The 20,160-nt window shown below is 72.2% G+C and carries 19 protein-coding genes; 8 read left to right on the forward strand and 11 right to left on the reverse strand.

The window, feature by feature from the left end:
- The first annotated feature begins 483 nt into the window (after positions 1-483).
- Complete coding sequence (locus tag OG792_RS28885) at positions 484-1,896, forward strand: glycosyltransferase family 39 protein (protein WP_329111492.1); 1,413 nt, start codon at positions 484-486, stop codon at positions 1,894-1,896.
- A gap of 158 nt (positions 1,897-2,054) precedes the next feature.
- Here OG792_RS28885 and OG792_RS28890 read toward each other — a convergent pair whose 3' ends face one another.
- Both OG792_RS28890 and OG792_RS28895 read right to left on the reverse strand, forming a co-directional pair.
- Positions 2,055-3,575 carry a sensor histidine kinase gene (locus tag OG792_RS28890; RefSeq protein WP_329104164.1) on the reverse strand — a complete coding sequence of 507 codons (1,521 nt, stop codon included), beginning with the start codon at positions 3,573-3,575 and terminating at the stop codon, positions 2,055-2,057.
- 47 nt (positions 3,576-3,622) lie between these two features.
- On the reverse strand, positions 3,623-4,657 hold the full coding sequence (locus tag OG792_RS28895; RefSeq protein WP_329111493.1) for an SIS domain-containing protein: 1,035 nt from the start codon (positions 4,655-4,657) through the stop codon (positions 3,623-3,625).
- 207 nt (positions 4,658-4,864) lie between these two features.
- Between OG792_RS28895 and OG792_RS28900 the strand changes: the two genes are divergently transcribed.
- Positions 4,865-6,676, forward strand: a complete 1,812-nt coding sequence (locus OG792_RS28900; RefSeq protein WP_329111494.1) for a tetratricopeptide repeat protein — start codon at positions 4,865-4,867, stop codon at positions 6,674-6,676.
- 128 nt (positions 6,677-6,804) lie between these two features.
- Here the strand turns inward: OG792_RS28900 and OG792_RS28905 are convergent, their stop codons facing one another.
- A complete protein-coding gene (locus OG792_RS28905) occupies positions 6,805-8,403 on the reverse strand; it encodes an MDR family MFS transporter (RefSeq protein ID WP_329104166.1) in 1,599 nt (532 codons plus the stop codon).
- Positions 8,404-8,522: 119 nt separating this feature from the next.
- Between OG792_RS28905 and OG792_RS28910 the strand changes: the two genes are divergently transcribed.
- Positions 8,523-9,101 carry a TetR/AcrR family transcriptional regulator gene (locus tag OG792_RS28910; protein ID WP_329104168.1) on the forward strand — a complete coding sequence of 193 codons (579 nt, stop codon included), beginning with the start codon at positions 8,523-8,525 and terminating at the stop codon, positions 9,099-9,101.
- A gap of 62 nt (positions 9,102-9,163) precedes the next feature.
- On the opposite strand, the gene OG792_RS28915 is transcribed toward OG792_RS28910, so the two are convergent.
- Together OG792_RS28915 and OG792_RS28920 are read right to left on the reverse strand one after the other, a co-directional pair.
- On the reverse strand, positions 9,164-9,694 hold the full coding sequence (locus OG792_RS28915) for a GNAT family N-acetyltransferase (RefSeq protein ID WP_329104170.1): 531 nt from the start codon (positions 9,692-9,694) through the stop codon (positions 9,164-9,166).
- Positions 9,691-9,906: a biotin/lipoyl-binding carrier protein gene (locus tag OG792_RS28920; RefSeq protein WP_329104172.1), complete on the reverse strand. Its 216-nt coding sequence runs from the start codon at positions 9,904-9,906 to the stop codon at positions 9,691-9,693. The genes OG792_RS28915 and OG792_RS28920 overlap by 4 nt, the downstream gene beginning before the upstream one ends.
- 145 nt (positions 9,907-10,051) lie before the next feature.
- On the opposite strand from OG792_RS28920, the gene OG792_RS34855 reads away from it, so the two are divergent.
- Positions 10,052-10,126, forward strand: coding sequence for a 50S ribosomal protein bL37 (locus OG792_RS34855; protein WP_369814844.1), 75 nt, complete (start codon positions 10,052-10,054; stop codon positions 10,124-10,126).
- A 180-nt stretch (positions 10,127-10,306) separates the two neighbouring features.
- On the opposite strand, the gene rsrA is transcribed toward OG792_RS34855, so the two are convergent.
- The 5 genes from rsrA to OG792_RS28945 form a co-directional block, all read right to left on the reverse strand.
- Positions 10,307-10,600, reverse strand: a complete 294-nt coding sequence (rsrA, locus tag OG792_RS28925) for a mycothiol system anti-sigma-R factor (RefSeq protein ID WP_329104174.1) — start codon at positions 10,598-10,600, stop codon at positions 10,307-10,309.
- Positions 10,601-10,604: 4 nt separating this feature from the next.
- A complete protein-coding gene (locus OG792_RS28930) occupies positions 10,605-11,507 on the reverse strand; it encodes a sigma-70 family RNA polymerase sigma factor (RefSeq protein WP_442932320.1) in 903 nt (300 codons plus the stop codon).
- Between the two features lie 291 nt (positions 11,508-11,798).
- Entirely contained in the window at positions 11,799-12,416 is a 618-nt protein-coding gene (locus OG792_RS28935; protein WP_329104176.1) for an alpha/beta hydrolase family protein, read from the reverse strand.
- Between the two features lie 153 nt (positions 12,417-12,569).
- Entirely contained in the window at positions 12,570-12,968 is a 399-nt protein-coding gene (locus OG792_RS28940; RefSeq protein WP_329104179.1) for a WhiB family transcriptional regulator, read from the reverse strand.
- 199 nt (positions 12,969-13,167) lie between these two features.
- Positions 13,168-13,944 carry an SOS response-associated peptidase gene (locus tag OG792_RS28945; RefSeq protein ID WP_329104180.1) on the reverse strand — a complete coding sequence of 259 codons (777 nt, stop codon included), beginning with the start codon at positions 13,942-13,944 and terminating at the stop codon, positions 13,168-13,170.
- Between the two features lie 175 nt (positions 13,945-14,119).
- Between OG792_RS28945 and aroA the strand changes: the two genes are divergently transcribed.
- The 4 genes from aroA (at position 14,120) to OG792_RS28965 (ending at position 18,488) form a co-directional block, all read left to right on the forward strand.
- On the forward strand, positions 14,120-15,427 hold the full coding sequence (aroA, locus tag OG792_RS28950; RefSeq protein WP_329104183.1) for a 3-phosphoshikimate 1-carboxyvinyltransferase: 1,308 nt from the start codon (positions 14,120-14,122) through the stop codon (positions 15,425-15,427).
- Positions 15,428-15,486: 59 nt separating this feature from the next.
- Entirely contained in the window at positions 15,487-16,578 is a 1,092-nt protein-coding gene (gene rsgA / locus OG792_RS28955; RefSeq protein ID WP_329111496.1) for a ribosome small subunit-dependent GTPase A, read from the forward strand.
- Between the two features lie 115 nt (positions 16,579-16,693).
- Positions 16,694-17,485 (forward strand): histidinol-phosphatase, encoded by a 792-nt coding sequence (gene hisN / locus OG792_RS28960; protein ID WP_329104185.1) that lies wholly within the window; start codon positions 16,694-16,696, stop codon positions 17,483-17,485.
- Between the two features lie 160 nt (positions 17,486-17,645).
- Entirely contained in the window at positions 17,646-18,488 is an 843-nt protein-coding gene (locus OG792_RS28965; protein ID WP_442932514.1) for a hypothetical protein, read from the forward strand.
- Between the two features lie 99 nt (positions 18,489-18,587).
- Here the strand turns inward: OG792_RS28965 and OG792_RS28970 are convergent, their stop codons facing one another.
- Positions 18,588-19,787 (reverse strand): glycosyltransferase, encoded by a 1,200-nt coding sequence (locus OG792_RS28970; RefSeq protein ID WP_329104188.1) that lies wholly within the window; start codon positions 19,785-19,787, stop codon positions 18,588-18,590.
- Between the last annotated feature and the right edge of the window lie 373 nt (positions 19,788-20,160).

Consider the following 20,160-nt stretch of genomic DNA (forward strand, 5'->3'; position numbering starts at 1 on the left):
GCTGAGACGAGTTGCTCCAGTACGCGGAAGCGACGGCACCCCGGTCGGATCGGCGGGGCGGAGACAACGGTGTCAGCAGGCCGGCGCGGAGCGCACCCGAGACTGGAATGGTCCAGGTGGCGTCAGTAAGCCGGACAGATCGCGCTACGTACGCGGCCGTAGTCGACGTGACGGCGGCAGGTCAGCCCCAGCGTCACGACGCGGCCCTCGACGGCGGTCATACCGGCCATGCTGCCACACCACCGGGCCCCGAACCACCGAGCCGATGCCCCGATCCCGCATCCCGGACCACACTGTGGCTTGCTTCACGTTAATATGACCAATATTCCGGCTAATACCGCGAACCGCATTTTTGTCGCATGACGTCATAAGGCGGCGACCGTGGGTGGTCATCACCGGGCTGTGCCGCCATCGGTACCGATCGACACCGATGAGCGATCCGCCCGCCCCGGCACCGGCTCCGACCCCGGACTTCCCCGCTGGCTGGCCCGAACCGCACCACTCTGGCCCGCCCTGCTGACCCTGGCGATCGCCCTGGTGCAGATCGACCACGCCCCGCTGTGGCGGGACGAACTCGCCACCTGGAGCGCCGCCTCCCGACCCACCGGCGACCTGTTCCGGCTGGCCGCCAACATCGACGGCGTCGCGGTCGCGTACTACCTGCTGATGCACGGCTGGATCGAACTCTTCGGCGACTCGGTGACCGCCCTGCGGCTGCCCGCCACCCTGAGCCTGGCCGGCGCGGCGGCGCTGATCGCGGTACTCGGCCGGCGGCTGTTCGGCGGGCGGATCGGGTTGATCGCCGGGCTGCTCTTCGCCGTCCTGCCGAGCACCTCCCGGTACGCCCAGGAGGCCCGCCCGTACGCCCTGGCCACCCTGTTCGCCGTACTCGCCACCCTGCTCCTGGTACGGGCGCTGGACCGCCCCGGCTGGTGGCGCTGGACCGGCTACGCCGCCGCACTGGTCGGCCTGGGCCTGTCGCACCTGCTGGCGACGAGTCTGGTCCTCGGGCACGCCGTGGCGGTGCTGCTCGCCTGGCGCCAGCACCACGACCGCCGACTCGGCCGTTGGCTGCTCGCCCTCGTACCGCCGATCCTTGTCCTGGCACCGTTGGCCCGGCTCGGCCGCGACCAGCAGGCCCGGCAACTGGGCTGGGTCCGCTCGCCGACCCTCACCGACCTGCCCGACCTGCCGGGTGAGCTGTTGCAGAGCGGCACCGTCGGCGGCCTGCTGGTCGGGCTGGCCGCGATCGGCCTGGTCAGCCGGGGACGCCGGGGTGTGGTGCTCGGCGCCTGCGGGCTGCTCCCGGTCGCCCTGCTGTACGTCGGCGGCCTGCTCACCCCGCTCTGGGTGCCCCGCTACCTGCTCTTCACGGTGCCGTTCGCCTGCCTGCTCGCCGCCGGCCCGCTCGCGCCGCTGCGGCTGCGCTGGGCGCTGCCGGTGGTCGCCCTCGCCGGGCTGCTCGGCGCCCCGGCCCAGGCCAGCCTCCGCCGTACGCACGAGACGCCACGCTCGGCGCCGATCGACTACCCGGCCGCCACCCGCATCATCGGCGCCCACCAGCAGCCCGGCGACGGCATCGTCTACTCCCCCCGCGACATGCGGGCCTCCCTCGACATCGCCGTCCTCTACCACCTACGCGAGCACCACCCGCGTGACGTGCTGGCAACCGAGGGCCCGGTCGCCGCCGCCACCCTGGACACCCCCGAGTGCCCCCAACCGGCCACCTGCCTGACCACCGTCACCCGCGTCTGGCTCCTCACCCTCGGCAACCACCCCGCCGACCCCCTGTCCGCCGCCACCCCCGCCAAGGAAACCGCCCTCCGCCACACCTTCCAGATCACCAAGACCTGGCCCCTCCCCGGCCTAACCCTCACCCTCCTAACCCGCCCCTAGCCCCCCTGCCCCCTGCCCCCGCCCCCTCGTGCCCCCGCCCTTCTCGCCGTCGATCTAGGGCAAATGGTGGTGATTAGAGATTCACTAGCACGTATATGCCCTAGATCGACGGGGCGTATCGGCGGGGCACGCAGGGAGGGGAGGAGGGAGGGAGGGGGTTAGCGTTTGCCCAGGGGGACTACTAGGACGGCTTCGGTGCCGCCTTCGGTGCGGTTGCGGAGCTCGATGGTGCCGGCTAGTTCGCCGGTGGCGAGGGCGCGGACGATCTGGAGACCGAGGCGGCTGCCCTTGGCGGCGTCGAAGTCGGCGGGCAGGCCCCGGCCGTTGTCGGCGACGGTCACGTGCAACTGCTTGCGGAAGCGGTGCGCCGACACGACGACCTCGGCGGTGCCCTCCTCCACGCCCCCCTCTTCCTCGGGCGGGGGGAAGCCATGTTCGACGGCGTTGAGCAGCAGCTCGTTGAGGACCATCACCAGCGAGGTGGCGATCTCCGCCGGCAGTACGCCGAACGTCCCCTCCCGGCGCATCCGTACCGCCACCTCGGTCGCGGCGACCTCGGTGGCGGCGGAGGCGACCCGGTCGACGATCCCGTCGAACTCGACCGCCTCGTCGCTGGACATGGCGAGGGTCTCGTGTACGAGCGCGATCGAGGCGACCCGGCGTACGGATTCCTCCAGTGCCGCCTTGGCTGCCGGTATGTCGACCCGGCGGGCCTGTAGGCGCAGCAGCGCCGCGACCGTCTGGAGGTTGTTCTTCACCCGGTGGTGGATCTCCCGGATGGTGGCGTCCTTGGTGATCAGGGCGCGGTCGCGGCGGCGTACCTCGGTCATGTCGCGGACCAGGACCAGCGCGCCGATCGGCACCCCGGCGGGCATCAGCGGCAACGCCCTGGTCAAGACGGTCGCCCCGCGCGCCTCGATCTCCCGGCGGGCCGGCGCCTCGCCGCGCAACGCGGCCAGCACCCGGTTGCCCGCCTCGGTGCCGTCGAGCGGGTCGGCGGCGAGCCGGGTGTTGAGCGCGGCCAGGTCCTCCCCCACCAGGTGGGAGGCGAACCCGAGCCGGCGGTACGCCGACTGCGCGTTGGGGCTGGCGTAGGTGACCTTGCCGCTGGCGTCGAGCCGGACCAGCCCGTCCCCGACCCGGGGGGCCGAGGTGGTCTCGCCCGGGTGCCGGGGCGGTGGGAAGGTGCCGTCGGCGAGCATCTGGGCCAGGTCGTCGGCGGTGGTGAGGTAGTTCAGCTCCAGTTGGCTCGGGGTGCGGGCGGTGGAGAGGTTGGTGTCCCGTCCGACCACCGCGATCACCTCGCCCGACTCGCCGTCGGCGCTACGCAGCCGGACCGGGATCGCCTCGTGCCGGGCCGGGGTGTCGCCGTACCAGACCGGGTCACCCTCGCGCCAGATCCGCCCCTGGGTGTACGCGATCGTCAGGTGGGCCACCTCCGGCCCGCCGACGATCCGCCCCACCTGGTCGTCCTGGTACGCGGTCGGGGCGGTGGTCGGGCGTACCTGGGCCACGCAGAGGAACGCGTCGTTGTCGCCGTCGACCGGCACCCAGAGCAGTAGGTCGGCGAAGGAGAGGTCGGACAGGAGTTGCCAGTCGCCGGCGACCCGGTGCAGGTGGTCGATGTCGGCCGGGCGGAGCAGCGTGTGCTCCTCGGCTAGGTCGCGCAGCGTGGACATCAGGCAAGCCTGCCACGTCCGGGCTCCCGGGTCGCCACGGCAACCGTTCAGAGGGTGGAGGTGACCTTGTGCAGACCCCGCGGGGCGTCCGGATCCTCGCCCCGGGCCAGCGCGAGCGACAGTGCCAGCTGCTGCAACGGCAGGATGTCCAGCAGTGGGGCGTACCGCTCGTCGACCTGTGGCACGACCAGCCGGGCGGTGGCTCCGGGCACGTCCGACGGCCCGATCGCGACCACGTCGGCCCCGCGCTCGCCGACCCGGGCGAGCACCTCGCGCATGGCCGTGCCGCCGGGGCCGGCGCCGACGACCGCGAGCACCGGTACGTCCGGGTCGGTCATGGCGAGCGGCCCGTGCAGCAGGTCGGCGCCGGAGAAGGCGAGTGCCGGCAGGTACGAGGTTTCCATCAGTTTCAGCGCCGCCTCGCGGGCGGTCGGGTAGGCGTAGCCCCGGCCGGTGGTGACGACCCGGGCGGCGAACCGGTAGCGGCTGGCGAGCTGGCCGGCGGTCGGGTCGGCGAGCGTACGTTCCGCCAGTTCGGGCAGTCCGGCGAGCGCGGCCCGTTCCTCCTCGGGCAGTACGCCGTTGCCGGCGCGTATCCCTTCGATGAGCATCAGCAGGGCGAACAGCTCGGCGGTGTACGTCTTGGTGGCGGCGACCGCCCGTTCGTGTCCGGCGGCGACGTCGACGGAGAGTTCGGCGACCCCGGTCAGCGGCGAGTCGGGGTTGTTGGTGACGGCGAGGGTGAGGGCGCCGGAGGCGCGGGCCTGTCGCAGCACCTCGGCCAGGTCGGATGAGCCGCCGCTCTGGCTGACCCCGATGACCAGTGCGTCGGACAGGTCGGGGCGGGCACCGAAGAGGGTGACGGCGCTCGGCGAGGCGAGCCCGGCGGGCAGACCGAGCCGGATCTCGGTGAGGTACGCGGCGTAGAGCGCGGCGTGGTCGGAGGTGCCGCGGGCGGTGAACACGACGTGCCGGGGGCGGCGTTGCGCGATGACGGCGGCGATCCGGGCGATCGCCTCGGCGTGTGCGGGCTCCAGCAGTCGCGCGAAACCGGCCGGCTGCTCGGCGATGTCGGCCGCCATACCGGCTCCCGGATGTGCCACGAGGACCTCCCCATCATGCGCGATAGCCGCGCGTTTCATGCTCAGTCTTGCACGATCGGAAGCTTCCGAGCAATCAACCAAGCAGTATTGCGCAGACAATCACCGCCCATCCCGATCATGCTTTAGGCTTCCCGACCCAGGGGGGAACGATCGCGCGACGAGAGGTCGACAACCGTGTCCGAGGGAATGGACGACCCGCGGCTGTCGGCCGAGGGTGAGCTGGCGTTGGCCCGGCTGGCCCTGGACGAGGGCGACCTGAGGCACGCCGCCGGCCACCTCGCGGGCGCGCTCGCGTACGCGCCGACCATGCCCGAGGTGCACGAGGTGCTGGCCCGGCTGGCCGCCCGCAGCGAGGGCGGGGTGGACCTCTTCCCGCTCGACCACCACCCGTTCATCGGTGCCGTGGTGGCCCGCGCCCACCTGCTCGCCGCCACCGGCAGACCCGACGAGGGCCTCGAACTGCTCGCCGCCGCCACCGCGCACGCGCCCGGCGCGGACTGGGCCGGGGTGCCCTGGGTCAGCACCCCCGAACTGCCGGCCCAGCTCGATCCGGAGCAGATCGCCCGACTGCTGATGCAGATCTGCGCCGCCGTCGCCGACCCGGTCGACGAGGACGAACGGGAGCCGCTGCGGCCGTACCTGCTGCTGGCCCGGCACGCGATCGACACGTACCCGGACCATGGCCTGCTGCTGGGCGCCGCGTCCGCGCTGGCCCGCCGGGTCGGCGCGATCGATCAGGCGGTGGGCTGGGCGGAGGCCGGGGCCCGGAGCAAACCGTCGAAGCTGGCCGAGGTGTGGCTCGGTTACGCCTACCGCAGCGCCGGGCGCACCGCCGAGGCGCTCGCCGCGCTGAACCGGGCCGTCGAGCACGACCCCGAAGACCTTTCCGTGTACGCCGACATCGCCGGCACCCTGGCCGACCACGGGCGCCTGGACGAGGCACTCGGCTGGATCGACCGCGCGCTGGTCCGGGACCCCACCTTCGACTGCGCGGTGCACACCGGCCACCGGTTGCGTTACCAGCGCGACGGCCGGTTGGAGCACCTGGTGGCGCTCGCCGACTTCCGCCGTGACCACCCGGACGACACCCACGAGCACGGCGACCTGGCCGAGTGCTGCCAGGGCCAGCCCTGGCTGGGCCAGATCCCGGCGGCCGGCGAGGCGGTCACCAACGTGCTCCGGCAGGTGCTGGCGGACGAGGGCCCGGTCCGGGGCGGGCAGTTGCGGCTGAGCGGGCTGGAGCCGCCGAGCGCGATGCGGGCGGTCGCGGCGGCCGTACCGGGGTTGGCCGTTGAGGTGGCCGAGGTGGCCGCGCCGGATATCCGGGAGCCCCGGCGGTCGTCGGCCCGACGGCTCTGGAGTTACCAGGGCACTATCGCCGTACCGGCGCTGCCGGCTCCGTCGCCGACCGCGGTCGACCGGATCCGGCAGCTCGCCCATCCGGCCTGGCCGCACCCGCCGGCCGCGTACGACGCCGCGGTGGGGCTGGCCACGCTGGAGGTCGACGACCTGCTGGGGCTGCTGGTGCACCCGCCCGCGCCGCCGACCACCCCGCTGGGCCGCACACTGGCCGAACACGACCCCACCCTCTGGGTCCGGTGCGTGCAGGTGTGGGCCTGTCTCGGGCTGCTGCACCACCGCACCGACGAGCCGTGGGACTCCTCGACCCGGCGCCGGGTCCTGGTGGACCTGGTCTGGGGCGTCGAGGACTGGGTCACCGAGGCGGCGCTCTGTGCGCTGGTCACCGCGGCCTGGGTCGATCCGACGGTCCGCGCCGACGTGGCCGCGATCGCCGCTGAGCGGCTCGCCGACACGGTCGCCGTGGCCCGGCAGCGGCCGGTCTCGATCGCCCGCTCGCTGGCCCAGTTGGTGCTGGCCACCCCCGAGATCGACCCCGGTACGCGGGCCACCGCCCGTGCGGTCCTGGCCGCCGACTCACCCGCGCCGAGGCCGCCCGGCTGGCTGTCCCGCCTCTGGCGGCACCTGCGCCGCTCCTGACGGCTGTCGCGCCGCTGGCGGCAAGCCGCTAAAACAACTCGCCGACCCCGCGGTGTGGGTGGCCCGGACCGGTGGACGGTCCGGGTGCCACAGCCGCAGGATCGGCGAGTGCGGGGGTACGGAGAGCGCTAGTGCACCGGAGCGTTGGCCAGGGCGGTCTCGGCCTGCTCCTCCGGGGTCCCGTCGGCGGGGCCGTTGCTGTCGCGCAACGGGATCTCCTTGATGAACCAGGCCAGCACCGCTACCGCAGCGGCGAAGAAGACCGCCCAGGTGAAGACGCCGGAGATCGAGTCCGCCAGCCCGCCGAGCACCGCGTCGCGTACGTTGGCCGGCAGTTCGCCCAGCTTCGCCGGGTCGACGCCGCCCCCGCCACCGGTGGTGAGCTGCTCCGCGGCCGGCGCACCGAGCCGATCGGCGAGGCTGTCGTGCAGCCGGTTGGCGAAGATCGCACCGAACAGCGAGATGCCGAACGAGCCACCGATCGACCGGAAGAAGGTCGCCGCGCCGCTGGCCGCACCGAGGTCCTTCTGTTCGACGCTGTTCTGTGCGATCAGCATCGAGGTCTGCATCAGGAAGCCCATGCCGACGCCGAGTACGACCATGTAGAGCGAGAGCACGGTCTTGCTCGTGTGTACGTCGATCATCATCAGCAGCGCCATACCGGCGGTCATCGCCACCCCGCCGATGATCGGGAAGATCCGGTACCTGCCGGTCTTGGTAATCACCCGGCCGGCGACGATCGAGACGACCAGCATGCCGAACATCAGCGGGAGCAACAGCAGGCCGCTGTTGGTCGCCGACGCCCCCTGCACGGTCTGCTGGAACAGCGGCAGGAAGTTCATCGCGCCGAACATGGCGAAGCCGAGCAGGAAGCCGACCGCCGAGATGACCGCGAAGTTGCGGTTGGTGAAGAGGTTCAGCGGCAGGATCGGCTCCGGCACCCGCCGTTCGACGAGGGCGAAGGCGATCAGGCTCAGCACCGCGAGTGCGGTCAGCCCGAGGATCTGCCCGGACGCCCAGTCGTACTCGTTGCCGCCCCAGGTGGTGATCAGCACGATCGCGGTGATGCCGATCGACAGCAGGGCCGCGCCGAGCCAGTCGATCCGGTGTTCGGTCCGGTACTTCGGCAGGTGCATCCGGGTGATCAGGACGATCAGCGCGAGGCCGCCCAGCGGCAGGTTCACGTAGAACGCCCAGCGCCAGGAGAGGTTGTCGGTGATGAAGCCGCCGACCAGCGGTCCGGCGACCATGGCGATGGCCATGATGCCGGCCATCAGGCCCTGGTAGCGGCCGCGCTCGCGGGGCGGCACCAGGTCACCGATGATGGCCATCACGCCGACCATCAGGCCACCGGCCCCGAGGCCCTGTACGGCCCGGAACGCGATGAGCTGGATCATGCCGTCCTTGGTCCCGCCGAAGACCGACGAGCCGGCCATGCCGCAGAGCGCCGAACCGATCAGGAAGATCACGATCGAGGTGAGGAAGACCGCCTTGCGGCCGTACAGGTCGCCGAGCTTTCCCCAGATGGGCGTGGAGACGGTGGTGCCCAGCACGTATGCCGTCACTACCCAGGTGAAGTGGTTCAGCCCGCCGAACTCCCCCACGATCCGGGGTAGCGCGGTGCTGACGATCATGTTGTCGAGCATCGCGAGCATCATCGCGATCATGAGACCGGCGAGCACGACCCGGATGTTCGGTCGTGCCACCGCCTGCTCGGTCTGGGTCATCGGTAAGCTCCCCCTGAGCTGTGACCAACTTACTTGCCGGCCGGCTAGTTCCCTTACTAGCCGTACGGTAAGCTGGGCACCAGGTCAAGTCAAGCCAATTAGACATTTGGGGGGTTCAGGTGTCTGACAACACAGGCAACACCAGAGCCCGCATCCAGGCGGTCGCGCTCGAACTCTTCACCGAGCAGGGCTACGAGAAGACTTCGCTGCGCGAGATCGCGGAGCGGCTGGGCGTGACCAAGGCCGCCCTCTACTACCACTTCAAGAGCAAGGACGACATCGTCAACAGCTTCGTGGAGGACCGGCTCGGCCGGCTCGACGGGCTGATCAAGATGGGCGCGGAGCCGCCGACCGACGTGGCGGCCCGGCGGCGGGAACTGCTCAGCCGCTACGCCGACGAGTTCTTCGGCAGCAGCAGCACCGGGCACTCGGTGATGCGGTTCTTCGACCAGAACCAGACGGTGCTCAAGAGCCTGCCGGCCGGGCAGATGATGCGCGAGCGGCTGCTCCAGCTCGCCACCGTGCTGGCCTCGCCCGAAGACTCACCGACCGCGCAACTGCGGGCCGCGCTCGCGCTGTTCGCCGTACACAGCAGTTGGTTCGCGATCCGCAGCCCGGAGATCAGCGACGTGCAGCGGCGCGACATCGCGCTGGAAATCGCGCACGAACTGCTCGACCGGATCAGCGTCACGCCCTGACCGGGCGGCCCCGATCGGGGGTGTCCATGGCCCGGCGGGATCCCGCCGGGCGCACGACAACTTCAGGCGGCGGCACCCGTACGGGCGGTGGCCGGAGCCAGCTCCAGGCGCAGCGCCAGCAGGTCCACCCCGACACCCGGGGACCAGTCCCGCTCCGGGGTACGGACGAAACCGAGCCGGGCGTACAGCCGCTGCGCGCCGGTCACGAAGTCCCGTACGCAGATCACCACCGCGTCCGCGCCCGACTCCGCCGCTCGGGCCACGCAGGTCCGGGCCAGCGTCTCGCCGACGCCCCGGCCCTGCGCCGCCGGATCGACCGCGAGCATCCGGAACTCCGCCTCACCGGGACCGGAGAGTTCCGCGTACGGGGTGCCGGGCAGCACGAACAGCACCGACCCGACCACCTCGTCGGTACGCGTGTCGACGGCCACCAGCAGCTCGCCCGCTGCCGCCCGCCCGGCGACGTCGTTCAACGTACTGGTGTAGTCGTGCTCGCTGTTGAGCTGACCACTCGCCCGGTACGCCGCCACGGTCAGTCCGGCGATCGTGGCGAACTCGGCGGGCACCGCCGCCCGGACGAGCAGGTCGGTCATTCGATGACCGCGATCAGGTCACCGTCCTGCACCACGTCGCCCTCGTTGACCGCGAGCTGGCTGAGCACTCCGTCAGACTCCGCGACAACCGGGATCTCCATCTTCATCGATTCGAGAATCACCAGCGTGTCGCCCTCGGAAACGGTGTCGCCCGCGGTGGCGACGACCTTCCAGACGTTCGCCACCATCTCGGCGCGAATCTCCTCGGCCATCGTGTGGTCCCTCCCTCGTCGGCGCGGTGTTCCATGCGAACGGTATCCAATCATGCGCCGGCCCGCGCCGGGGCCGCGGCGGGGCGGACTAACATCATCGGGTCAACTCCCGGTCCCGGGAGAACCTGTCCGACGGGAGACCAGCATGGCGAAGAAGTCTCGCAAGAAGAAGGCCCGCAAGAAGAGCGCCGCCAACCACGGCAAGCGCCCCAACTCCTGACCGAGGCTCGACGCCGCCAGGCGGAGATGCTCGGCGGTCCCGCCGCGGGCCCTGAACCAGGGCCCGCGCGGGACACAACAGCGAAGAGCGCACGATCGGATACGCACCGACGTCGGCACGCATGATCGGATAGGTACGTCGGCAGCGCGGCCGATGTTCGGCCCGGCCACCCACGCCGGCTCAGTCCGGCAGGTACTCCCGCGACTGGGACTGATCGGTTTCGAAGACCAACTCGGTGAGGCGGATCCGGAGCCGCTCACGCAACTCCGTCGGCGCGGTCTCGTTGCCGCAGCAGCGGGCGACCAGCGCCTTCACCTCCTGCTCGATGCCGTACTCGCGCAGGCATCCGGTGCAATCGTCGAGATGGTCGCGAATCAGATTCCGTCGCTCGTCAGCGCATTCCAGGTCGAGGTACAGATAGACCTCGGCAAGCACCTCACGGCAATCGGTCTCGTGTGGTTCACCGCAACTCACGGTTCTACACCTCCCGGCCGGCTGCGGCAGAGTCCTTGGACGTCGCCGCGGCGTGGAAACCCCGGTCTGCGGCGTAACGCTCTAGCAGCTTGCGCAGATTGCGCCGACCCCGGTGCAGCCGGGACATTACCGTACCGATGGGGGTTCCCATGATGTCCGCGACCTCCTTGTAGGAGAAGCCCTCGACATCAGCCAGATAGACGGCCAGCCGGAATTCCTCCGGCAACTGCTGCAACGCCTGCTTGACGTCGCTGTCCGGCAACCGGTCCAGTGCCTCGGTCTCGGCCGACCGCAGGCCGCTGGAGGTGTGTGACTCCGCCTCGGCCAACTGCCAGTCGGTGATCTCCTCGGTCGGCGCCTGGATCGGCTGACGCTGCCGACGCCGGTACGAGTTGATGTACGTGTTGGTCAGGATGCGGTAGAGCCAGGCCTTGAGGTTGGTGCCCTCTTCGAACTGGTGAAAAGCCGCATAAGCCTTCAAAAAGGTCTCCTGGACCAGATCCTCCGCGTCGGCCGGATTGCGGGTCATCCGCAGGCCGGCGGCGTAGAGCTGATCGACGAAGGGCAGGGCGTCGCGCTCGAACCGCGCCCGACGCTCGTCCGTCGCCTTGTCCGGTCGTGTCAACCGCACATCCCCCCGCCTCGGTTGCACGTCCCGGGAGCGGCCGGAAACGGCCGGCCGGGGCGTGCTCAGGACCAGCCCCGTCGGCGCCAGCGACGCCACGGAACCAGTCGACTTTCCCGCCGAGGATACGCGGAAAAGAGGCCTCGTAGATTGGGTTCCGGCCGTGCCGGTGCTCACCGTACGCAGTTCGCGTGTCGCCCGAACCGCGTGTGGGTCACCCACCCTGCGGCGTGGACCCGTGTCGTGGTCGGCGCGCTCCGGATTCCGTGTTTCGGTCGGCACCGGTCAACCCCCTCGCGCTGAGTAGCTTCCGGGAGTTGTAACGCTCGGCGACCGGCGGGGCATTCCGGTGATCCTGGCCCCATCCCTGGTCCCGGCCGGCAACCCTTGGCTGGGGCCGTCCACGGCTGGGACCAGGAAGGGCCTGGGAGGATGACGCCGGCCCCTCGTCCTACCTGATGTGGTGCAGTCCCCTCGGGTGTCCGGCATCATGAAAAGCAACGATCACCAACGGTCGGGGAAACGGTCCGGTTCCGGGTCGGGAGCCGGTCGGAATGACCGTCGGATTGGCCGTTACCGGGCCCAGCCCCGCTGCCGTAGCCAGGTCACCGCGAGGGCCGCCGTACCGGCCGGATCCCGGCGCAGGTCATGCCCTTCGCCGGGGCGGACGATCACGTCTACGCCGGCGGCCGACGGCGGCACGCCGAACGGGTCCCGGTCGCCGTTGAGCACCAGGGTGGGCAGCCCGGTCAGCAGTTCCGGCGCGCGGGAACGCTCGGGCCGGCCCGGCGGGTGGAGCGGGAAGGCGAGCGCCACGATGCCGACGGCACCGGTCGTGACCGAGGTCCGGCACGCCACCCGGGCACCGCTGGACCGCCCGCCGACCACGAGCGGCACCCCCGGATACCGATCCACCAGTACGGCGACCACGGCCGCCCACGCCTCGTCCAGGTGGTTCGCCGGTGCCGGTGCCCGCCGGCCGGCGACCCGGTACGGCTGTGTGATTCGAGCCACAGTGACGCCGGACGCGCCCGCCTGATCGCGCAGGGCGATCAGGTCGGGTGCGTCCACGCCACCGCCGGCACCATGGCCCAGCACCAGCAGACTGACGGGCGAGCCGGCGTCCGGCGGGTCGACGTCCACCCGCGCGGGCCCTCTCGGGGTATTGACAACCTGGTCACCGTGGAGCACCCGGCCATTCTGCCCCCCACCGGAAGCGCGCCGGCCCGTCCGGCCGTCGACTCACCCGCCCGGTTCGCCGGCCCACCCGCCCGGTTGTCGGGTCAGCGGCTCGGCTGCCGGCTCACCCGCTCGGTTGTCGGGTCAGCGGCTCGGTGGCACCGGTCAGCGGCTCAATGGCACCAGCGTCAGCAGCCGATCGCGTACCGGCGGTCCGCCGTCGTCGACCACCGCATCCGGATCACGCTGCACCTGGCCCCGCCAGGCGACCAGCATGGCCCGGCGTTCCCGGGGCGTGGTGCCGCCCCAGACGCCGTGACAGTCGCCCACCTCCAACGCCCAGGCCAGACATGCGCCCTGGACATCGCAGCCACGACAGAGCGCAACCGCCGCATCCGCCGGTTCACTCGGTGCCGGAAAAAATGTTTCCGGGTCCACGCTCTGGCACACACCCCTGGTACGCCAGGCATCGTCAAGTTGCCGCTCCGCCACTGCCCGCAACAATCGCGGGTCCCGTCGTGCCGCGGCAACCTCGTGCGGGCGTGGCATCCGCGCCCGTGTCATCCACCCACCTCCCCCGTGGGACCGGCATGATCGGTGGGCCTCACCCGCCCGGTGCGAATCCGTACCCACTGCCGGCGCTGTGTTCTATCGCACTATTGCGGGCGGAGACAAGGGTTTGCCGGGAACCTGCATGAAGTCCGGGGCGACGATTCACCCCTAACTCTGGCAAATCAGTACGCGCCAATGTGGCACTGAACGCTCAAAAAAGCGTCAATGCGTCAGACGTCGCGGGGCCCGTACGCAATGGGGGCGCATCGACCCGCGCGACGAGTTCCGGGCCGTCGTTGCGGACGTCGCCGACGCCCCGGCCGACCGGACGGATCTCGATTCCGGCGAGCATTCGCGCGGACGGCGGCGCCAGCAGATGCGTCGACGAATCGCCGCCGTCGAGCCAGTCGGTCCAGCGCTCCGGAGCCAGCAGCAACGGCATCCGATCATGTACGTCGGCCAGCTCACCGACGGCCGGGGTGGTGATCACGCTACAGCTCAGCAGTGGGCCGTCCGGGCCCTTCCAGACCGACCAGAGGCCGGCGAGGGCGAGCACTCCGCCATCGGCGGGCGTCATGAAGTACGGCTGTTTGGTGCCGCCGTCCCCGCGTACCCACTCGTACCAACCGTCGGCCGGGACGAGGCAGCGGCGCCGGGCGAACGACCGGGCGTACGCGTTGGTGGTGGCGACCGTCTCGGCCCGCGCGTTGATCATCCGCGCACCGCCACGGGCGTCCTTCGCCCAGCTCGGCACCAGGCCCCACCGGGCGACCGAGAGGGCCCGCCGGGGCACCGGAGGTTCGCCGGTGGCGTCGCTGCGGTTACCGGTGGCGGTCGGCCCGGCGCTGGCGGACATCCGGACGATCGGCACCGGATCGGTCGGCGCCACGTTGTAGTCGGCGTCGAGCCGGCCGCCCGTCTCGTCGTACGACTCGAAGAGCTGGCTCAGATCCGCGGCGCTGCGGGTTGTCGCGTACCTCCCACACATGCCGTCAACGCTAGCCCGTCGATCCGGGACCGGCCGTCCCCGAGATCAACCTGTCGCCGCACCGAGATCAACCGACCGACCAGCGGAGATCACCCGCGCACCCGCCCGTCCCGGCAAGCGGGAGCGGCCGGACCGCCGAGTCCGGCGTTCCGGTCCGGCGCGGCAGAATGAAGGCGTGGCAAACCTGACCGCGACCCGTCCCGCCCAACCGTGGAGCGCGCCGACCGCGACCGACCCGGTGGTGACGACGCTCACCCTGCCCGGCTCCAAGTCGATGACCGCCCGCGCCCTCGTCCTGAGCGCCGTCGCGGTCGGGTCGTCCACCCTCCGCCGGCCGCTGCGGGCCCGCGACACCGAGCTGATGGCCGCCGGGCTGCGCGCCCTCGGCACCCAGGTGTCGACCGTCGACGAGGAACGCTGGCTGGTCCGGCCGAACCCGCTGCGCGGCCCGGCCCACATCGACGTCGGCCTGGCCGGCACCATCATGCGGTTCGCACCGGCGGTGGCCGGGCTGGCGCACGGACCGGTCACCTTCGACGGCGACCCGGTCGCCCGTACCCGCCCGGTCGGCCCGCTGCTCGCGGCGCTGCGCAGCGTCGGCGTACGCATCGACGCCGCCGCCGGGGACCTGCTGCCGCTGACCGTGCACGGCACCGGCGAGGTGACCGGCGGCGAGGTCGTCATCGACGCCTCGGCCTCCAGCCAGTTCGTCTCCGGGCTGCTGCTCGCCGCGCCCCGGTTCACCCACGGCATCACCGTGCGGCACGTCGGCCCGCCGGTCCCGTCCGCCCCACACCTGCGGATGACCGTGCAGATGCTGCGCGCCGCCGGGGCCGGCATCGACGACACCACGCCCGACGTCTGGGTGGTCGAGCCGGGCCGCCTCTCCGGGCGCGGCTGGGACATCGAGCCGGACCTCTCCGGTGCGGTGCCGTTCTTCGCCGCCGCCCTGGTCACCGGCGGCTCGGTGACTCTGGCCGACTGGCCGCACAACAGCCTGCAACCGGTCGACACCCTGCGTACGCTGCTGCGCCGGTTGGGCGGCGAGGTGACGCTGGACACCGACGGGCTGACCGTACGCGGCACCGGGGTGATCCGGGGCATCGAGGCGGATCTCTCCGACGTCAGCGAGCTGACCCCGGTGCTGTCCGCCCTCGCGGCCCTGGCCGACGGCCCGTCCCGGCTGTACGGGGTGAAGCACATCCGGGGCCACGAGACCGACCGGCTGGCCGCCCTGGCCCACGAGCTGACCAGCCTCGGGGCGCACGTGGTCGAGTCACCGGACGGGCTGGAGATCCACCCCCGGCCGATGCACGGCGGCACCTTCCGCACCTACGCCGACCACCGGATGGCGCACGCCGCCGCCGTGATCGGGCTGACCGTCCCCGGGATCGAACTGGACGACGTGGGGTGTACCTCGAAAACCCTGCCGGAATTCCCGGCACTATGGTCAGCGATGGTGGCCGGCGACGGAAACGCGTAGCAGCCGAGCCCCGCTCCGTCCCGCGCCACGCGGACACGGCACGCATCGAGGGGGCTGAGCTGACCGGCAAACGGCGGGAGTACCGCGAGGAGGACATCCGGATCCGGCCGGGCCGTTCGTCGCGCCCCCGTACCCGCAACCGGCCCGCACACGAGGACGCCGTACCCGCGTTCGTGGTCACCGTCGCCAGGGGTCGTTACATCTGCGTGCTCTCCGAGGACGACGGGGAGCGGCACGGGCCGGACGACGGATCGGCCGCCGCACCCATGGTCACCGCGATGCGGGCCCGCGAGCTGGGCCGCAAGTCGGTGGTGGTCGGCGACCGGGTGTTCCTGGTCGGGGAGACCACCGGCCGGGACGGTGCGCTGGCCCGGATCGTCCGGATCGCCGAGCGCAGGTCGGTGCTGCGGCGTACCGCCGACGACGACGACACCACCCCCGAGGGCCGGCTGGAGCGGGTGGTGGTGGCCAACGCCGACCAACTCGTGATCGTCAGTTCGCTGGCCGACCCGCCACCGCGTACCGGGTTCATCGACCGGTGCCTGGTGGCCGCGTACGACGCGGACGTCGAGCCGCTGCTCTGCCTGACCAAGTCGGACCTGGCCGGGCCGGAGGAGGTGCTCGACTACTACGCCGAGCTGGATCTCCGGCACGTGCTGGTCCGGCCCGACTCCGACCTGGCGGAGCTGCGCCGGATGCTCGGCGACCGGGTCTCGGTGATGGTGGGCCACTCCGGGGTGGGCAAGTCCACCCTGGTCAACCGGCTGGTGCCGGACGCCGACCGGGCGGTCGGCGTGGTCAGCGCGATCGGTCGGGGCCGGCACACCTCGACCAGCGCCGTGGCACTGCACCTGCCCCCGCTGCCGACGGGCGGGGCCGCCCCGCAGGCGGGGCGGGACGTCGCCGCCGGCTGGATCATCGACACGCCGGGGATCCGGAGCTTCGGGCTCGCCCACGTCTCCGCCAACAGCCTGTTGCACGGCTTCGCCGACCTGGTCGAGGGGACGGTGAACTGCCCGCCCAACTGCGAGCACACCGCCGCCGAGGCCGAGTGTGCGCTGCCGGCCTGGGTTGCGGCCGGGCACGCGGACACGCGCCGGCTGGCGTCGTACCGTCGGTTGCTGGCGTCCCGCGCGGGCGAGACCGAATAGCCCACCCGGACCGACCGCCGGCCGGACGGGGTCGGGTTTCGGGCGACGCGCCCGCGCCACGCGGACGGCGCGTCCCTGATCGCACGAACCACGGATCTCCGCTACCTTTCCGGCCATGGCCCGGTATGCGGATGATCTGTCCCTCGCCCACGTGCTCGCCGACACCGCCGACTCGATCTCGACGGCCCGGTTCCGGGCACACGACCTGCACGTCGAGTCGAAGCCGGACCTGACCCCGGTGACGGACGCGGACCAGGCGGTCGAACGCGCGATCCGGGCCACCCTGGCCCGCACCCGCCCCCGCGACGGAGTCCTCGGCGAGGAGTACGGCACCTCGCCCGCGGCCGCCGGGGCGGGCAGCCGGCAGTGGGTGATCGACCCGATCGACGGCACCAAGAACTTCGTCCGCGGGGTGCCGATCTGGGCCACCCTGATCGCCCTGATGGAGGACGACCAACCGGTGGTCGGTCTGGTCTCCGCACCGGCCCTGGGCCGCCGCTGGTGGGCCGCCACCGGCCACGGTGCGTACGCCGGGAAGCACACCGCCGCGGCCACCCCGATCAAGGTCTCCGGCGTACGGCGACTCGCCGACGCCAGCGTCTGCTACTCGTCGCTCGACGGCTGGGCCGAGAACGGGCGGCTGCCGGCAATGCTGGAACTCATCCAGGGCGGTTGGCGCAGCCGCGCGTTCGGCGACTTCTACGGTTACATGCTGGTCGCCGAGGGGGCGGTCGACATCATGGTCGAACCGGAGTTGTCGCTCTGGGACCTGGCCGCCCTGATTCCCATCGTCACCGAGGCCGGCGGCACCTTCACCGACCTCGCCGGTCGCCCCGGTCCGGCCGGCGGCAGCGCCGTGGCCAGCAACGGACTCCTGCACTCCGACCTGCTGCAACGGCTCGGCTAGCCGCCCGCCCGCACCGTTTTGGCTGCTCGGACGCGCGCTGCGCGGGTGCATCGGCGGCCGGGACGGCCTTCTGGACAGGTATCCGGCCAACCCGGCGGGCCGGTCCGGGAACCTCTATCCTCGCCGGATGGCTTCTGCGGGCTGGTGCTTCCTGGCGGGCATGATCGTCGCCTACGGTGTCGCCAACCTGCTCCAGTCGGTGGCCGCCACCCGGACCACGGTCCACCACAGCTTCGATCCCGGCCTGCTGCTGCGCCTGGCCTGCCAGCGCACGTACCTGCTGGGGGTGGGCTGCCAGGCGCTCGGTTTCGTGCTCGCCTTCCTGGCCCGCCGGGACCTGCCGCTGTTCCTGGTCCAGGCCGCGGTGGCGGCCGGGCTCGGGGTCACCGCGCTGCTCGGCGTGCTGTTGCTCGACTGGCGGCTGCCGGTCACCGAGGTGCTGCTGCTGGTGCTGCTCCTGGTCGGCATCACCGCGCTGGTGCTGGCCGCGCGGCCGGCGCACTCCCGGCCGCTCGGCCCGGCCGTCGTGGTGGCGCTGGCCGCGACCCTCGGCCTGATCGGTCTGTTGGGCTTCTTCGCCGTACGTCTGCACGGTGCTCCGGGTTCGGTGGCCCTGGGCGCGCTGGCCGGGTTGGCCTTCTCCGCGGCGGCGGTCTCCGCCCGGCCACTGGCCTCGGTCGAGTCGTTCGGGTCCTGCGTCCGCAACCCGTTGCTCTACCTGCTCATCGTGCACTCGATCGTCGGGCAGCTGCTGCTCGGGCTGGCCATGCAGCGGGGTTCGACGACCGCCGCGGTCGCCGCGATGGACGCCGCCGGTGCGCTTCCGGCGGCGGTGGTCGGCCTGCTGGTGCTGGGCGACAAGATCTGGCCGGGACGGGAGTGGCTGGCCGGGTTCGGTTTCCTGCTCACCCTCGCCACCGTGGTCGGCCTGACCCGGTACGCCCAGCCGCAGCACCAGGTCACCACGAGCGCGCCCCGGCAGACGCCCCGCGTCCCGGTGTAGCCGACCCGCGGGCCCGGACCACGGTCGCTGCCGGCGGGCCCGGACCACGGTCGCTGCCGGCGGCGGCCACCCCGATCAGGTGCACCGCGCGACGGCGGCTCAGAGTTCGGCGTCGGGGTTGCGCAGGCGGACGACCTTCTCGTAGACCCGTTCGAGCGCACCCGCGGTCCGTTCCCAGGTGTAACTGCACCGCACCCGGTCCACCGCCGCGTGCCCGTACGCGAATCGTCGGGCGTCGTCGGTGAGCAGCCGGCGCAGGGTCACGCCGAGCCCGCGTACGTCACCGGGCGGGACCAGCCGCCCGGTGACCTCGTCCACCACGGTGTCGGCGATGCCGCCCAGCGCGTAGCCGACGACCGGCACCCCGCAGGCCATCGCCTCCAGCGGCACCCGCCCGGCGGCGGCGTAGCGCTGGGTGCAGGCGACCACGTCGGCCGAGCGGTACCAGGCCGGCATCCGGTCGTGCGGCACGTCGCCGACCAGGCGTACCTGCTCGCCGACGCCGTTCTGCGCGGCCAGTTCGCGGATCCGGCCGGCCTCCGGATCCCCGTCCAGCTCGTCGGCGGGCGGGCCGCCGAGAATGATCAGTTCGGCGTCGCCGACCAGGCGCAGTGCCCGGATCAGGTCCTCCTGTCCGTGTCCGGGCGACAGGCCGCCGACGGAGAGGATCCGGGACCGACGGTCGCGGGGGACCGCCTCGCCGTCCGGGGTGAACCGGTCGATGTCGACGCCGGCGGGCACCACCGTCACCGCCGCCCGGTCCAGCCCCATCCGGGTCAACTCGTCCACCTCGTCGGTCGACTGGGCCACCGCGAGGTCGACCACCCGGGTCAGGGCCCGCTCCAACGCGATCCGCTCCCCCGGACCGGCGTACGCCCGGCCGAGGTGGCGCAGTTGCTCGACACCGAGCGAGTGGAAGGTCTGCACGACCGGGATGCTGGTCTCCCGTACGGCGCTCGCCGCCGCCAGGCCGCCGATCCAGAAGTGCCCGTGCACCACGTCCGGGGCCCAGCCACCGGACCAGTGTTCGATCAGCCAGCGCCCGAACTCGGACACGTGCGGCACCAGGCTGGCCGTCGGTGCGGGCGCCGACGGGCCGACCGGGACCCGTTCCACCCGGTAACCGTCGGCGTCGGTGGTGTCCGGTAGCTCCGGGTCGTCCCGCCGCTCGTAGACCCGTACGTCGTGGCCTCTGCCGCTGAGTTCGGCGGCTACCCGCGCCACGTGTTGCCGGGTGCCGGTCGCCGTGCTGGACGGGCCGGGTGGGCCGGCGTGGGCGCGGACGAGGCCGACACGCATCGGGTCACCTCCATCGAGGGCGGCCGGGCCAGCGGCAGGCTGGCCGGGGGCGGTCTCCCGGTGGCTGGCGCGCCGTGCGGGTGACTGGGCCAACGGGCTTTCGATCAGAGTCTCCCGTTAACCGGGCCCGGCGGAGCCGAAACCTCCAACTCGGGCCGCCCGGACGCCGACGCCCGGACGCCCCGGGGCGTCCGGCGTACCGGACGATCGGCCGGGACGTACCCGAACCGGTCGGCGACCCCGGTCGGTCGCGGGCCGCGCGCCCGGCCCCGGACCGGCACGAACGCCGCGCGGGCAACCGCGCCGGTTGATCCCGATCGGGTACGGCGGGCCCGGCGGTCCATTATGGAATGGGACACCGACCCGGCCGGGC

Source organism: Micromonospora sp. NBC_01699, assembly GCF_036250065.1.
Lineage (GTDB): Bacteria > Actinomycetota > Actinomycetes > Mycobacteriales > Micromonosporaceae > Micromonospora_G.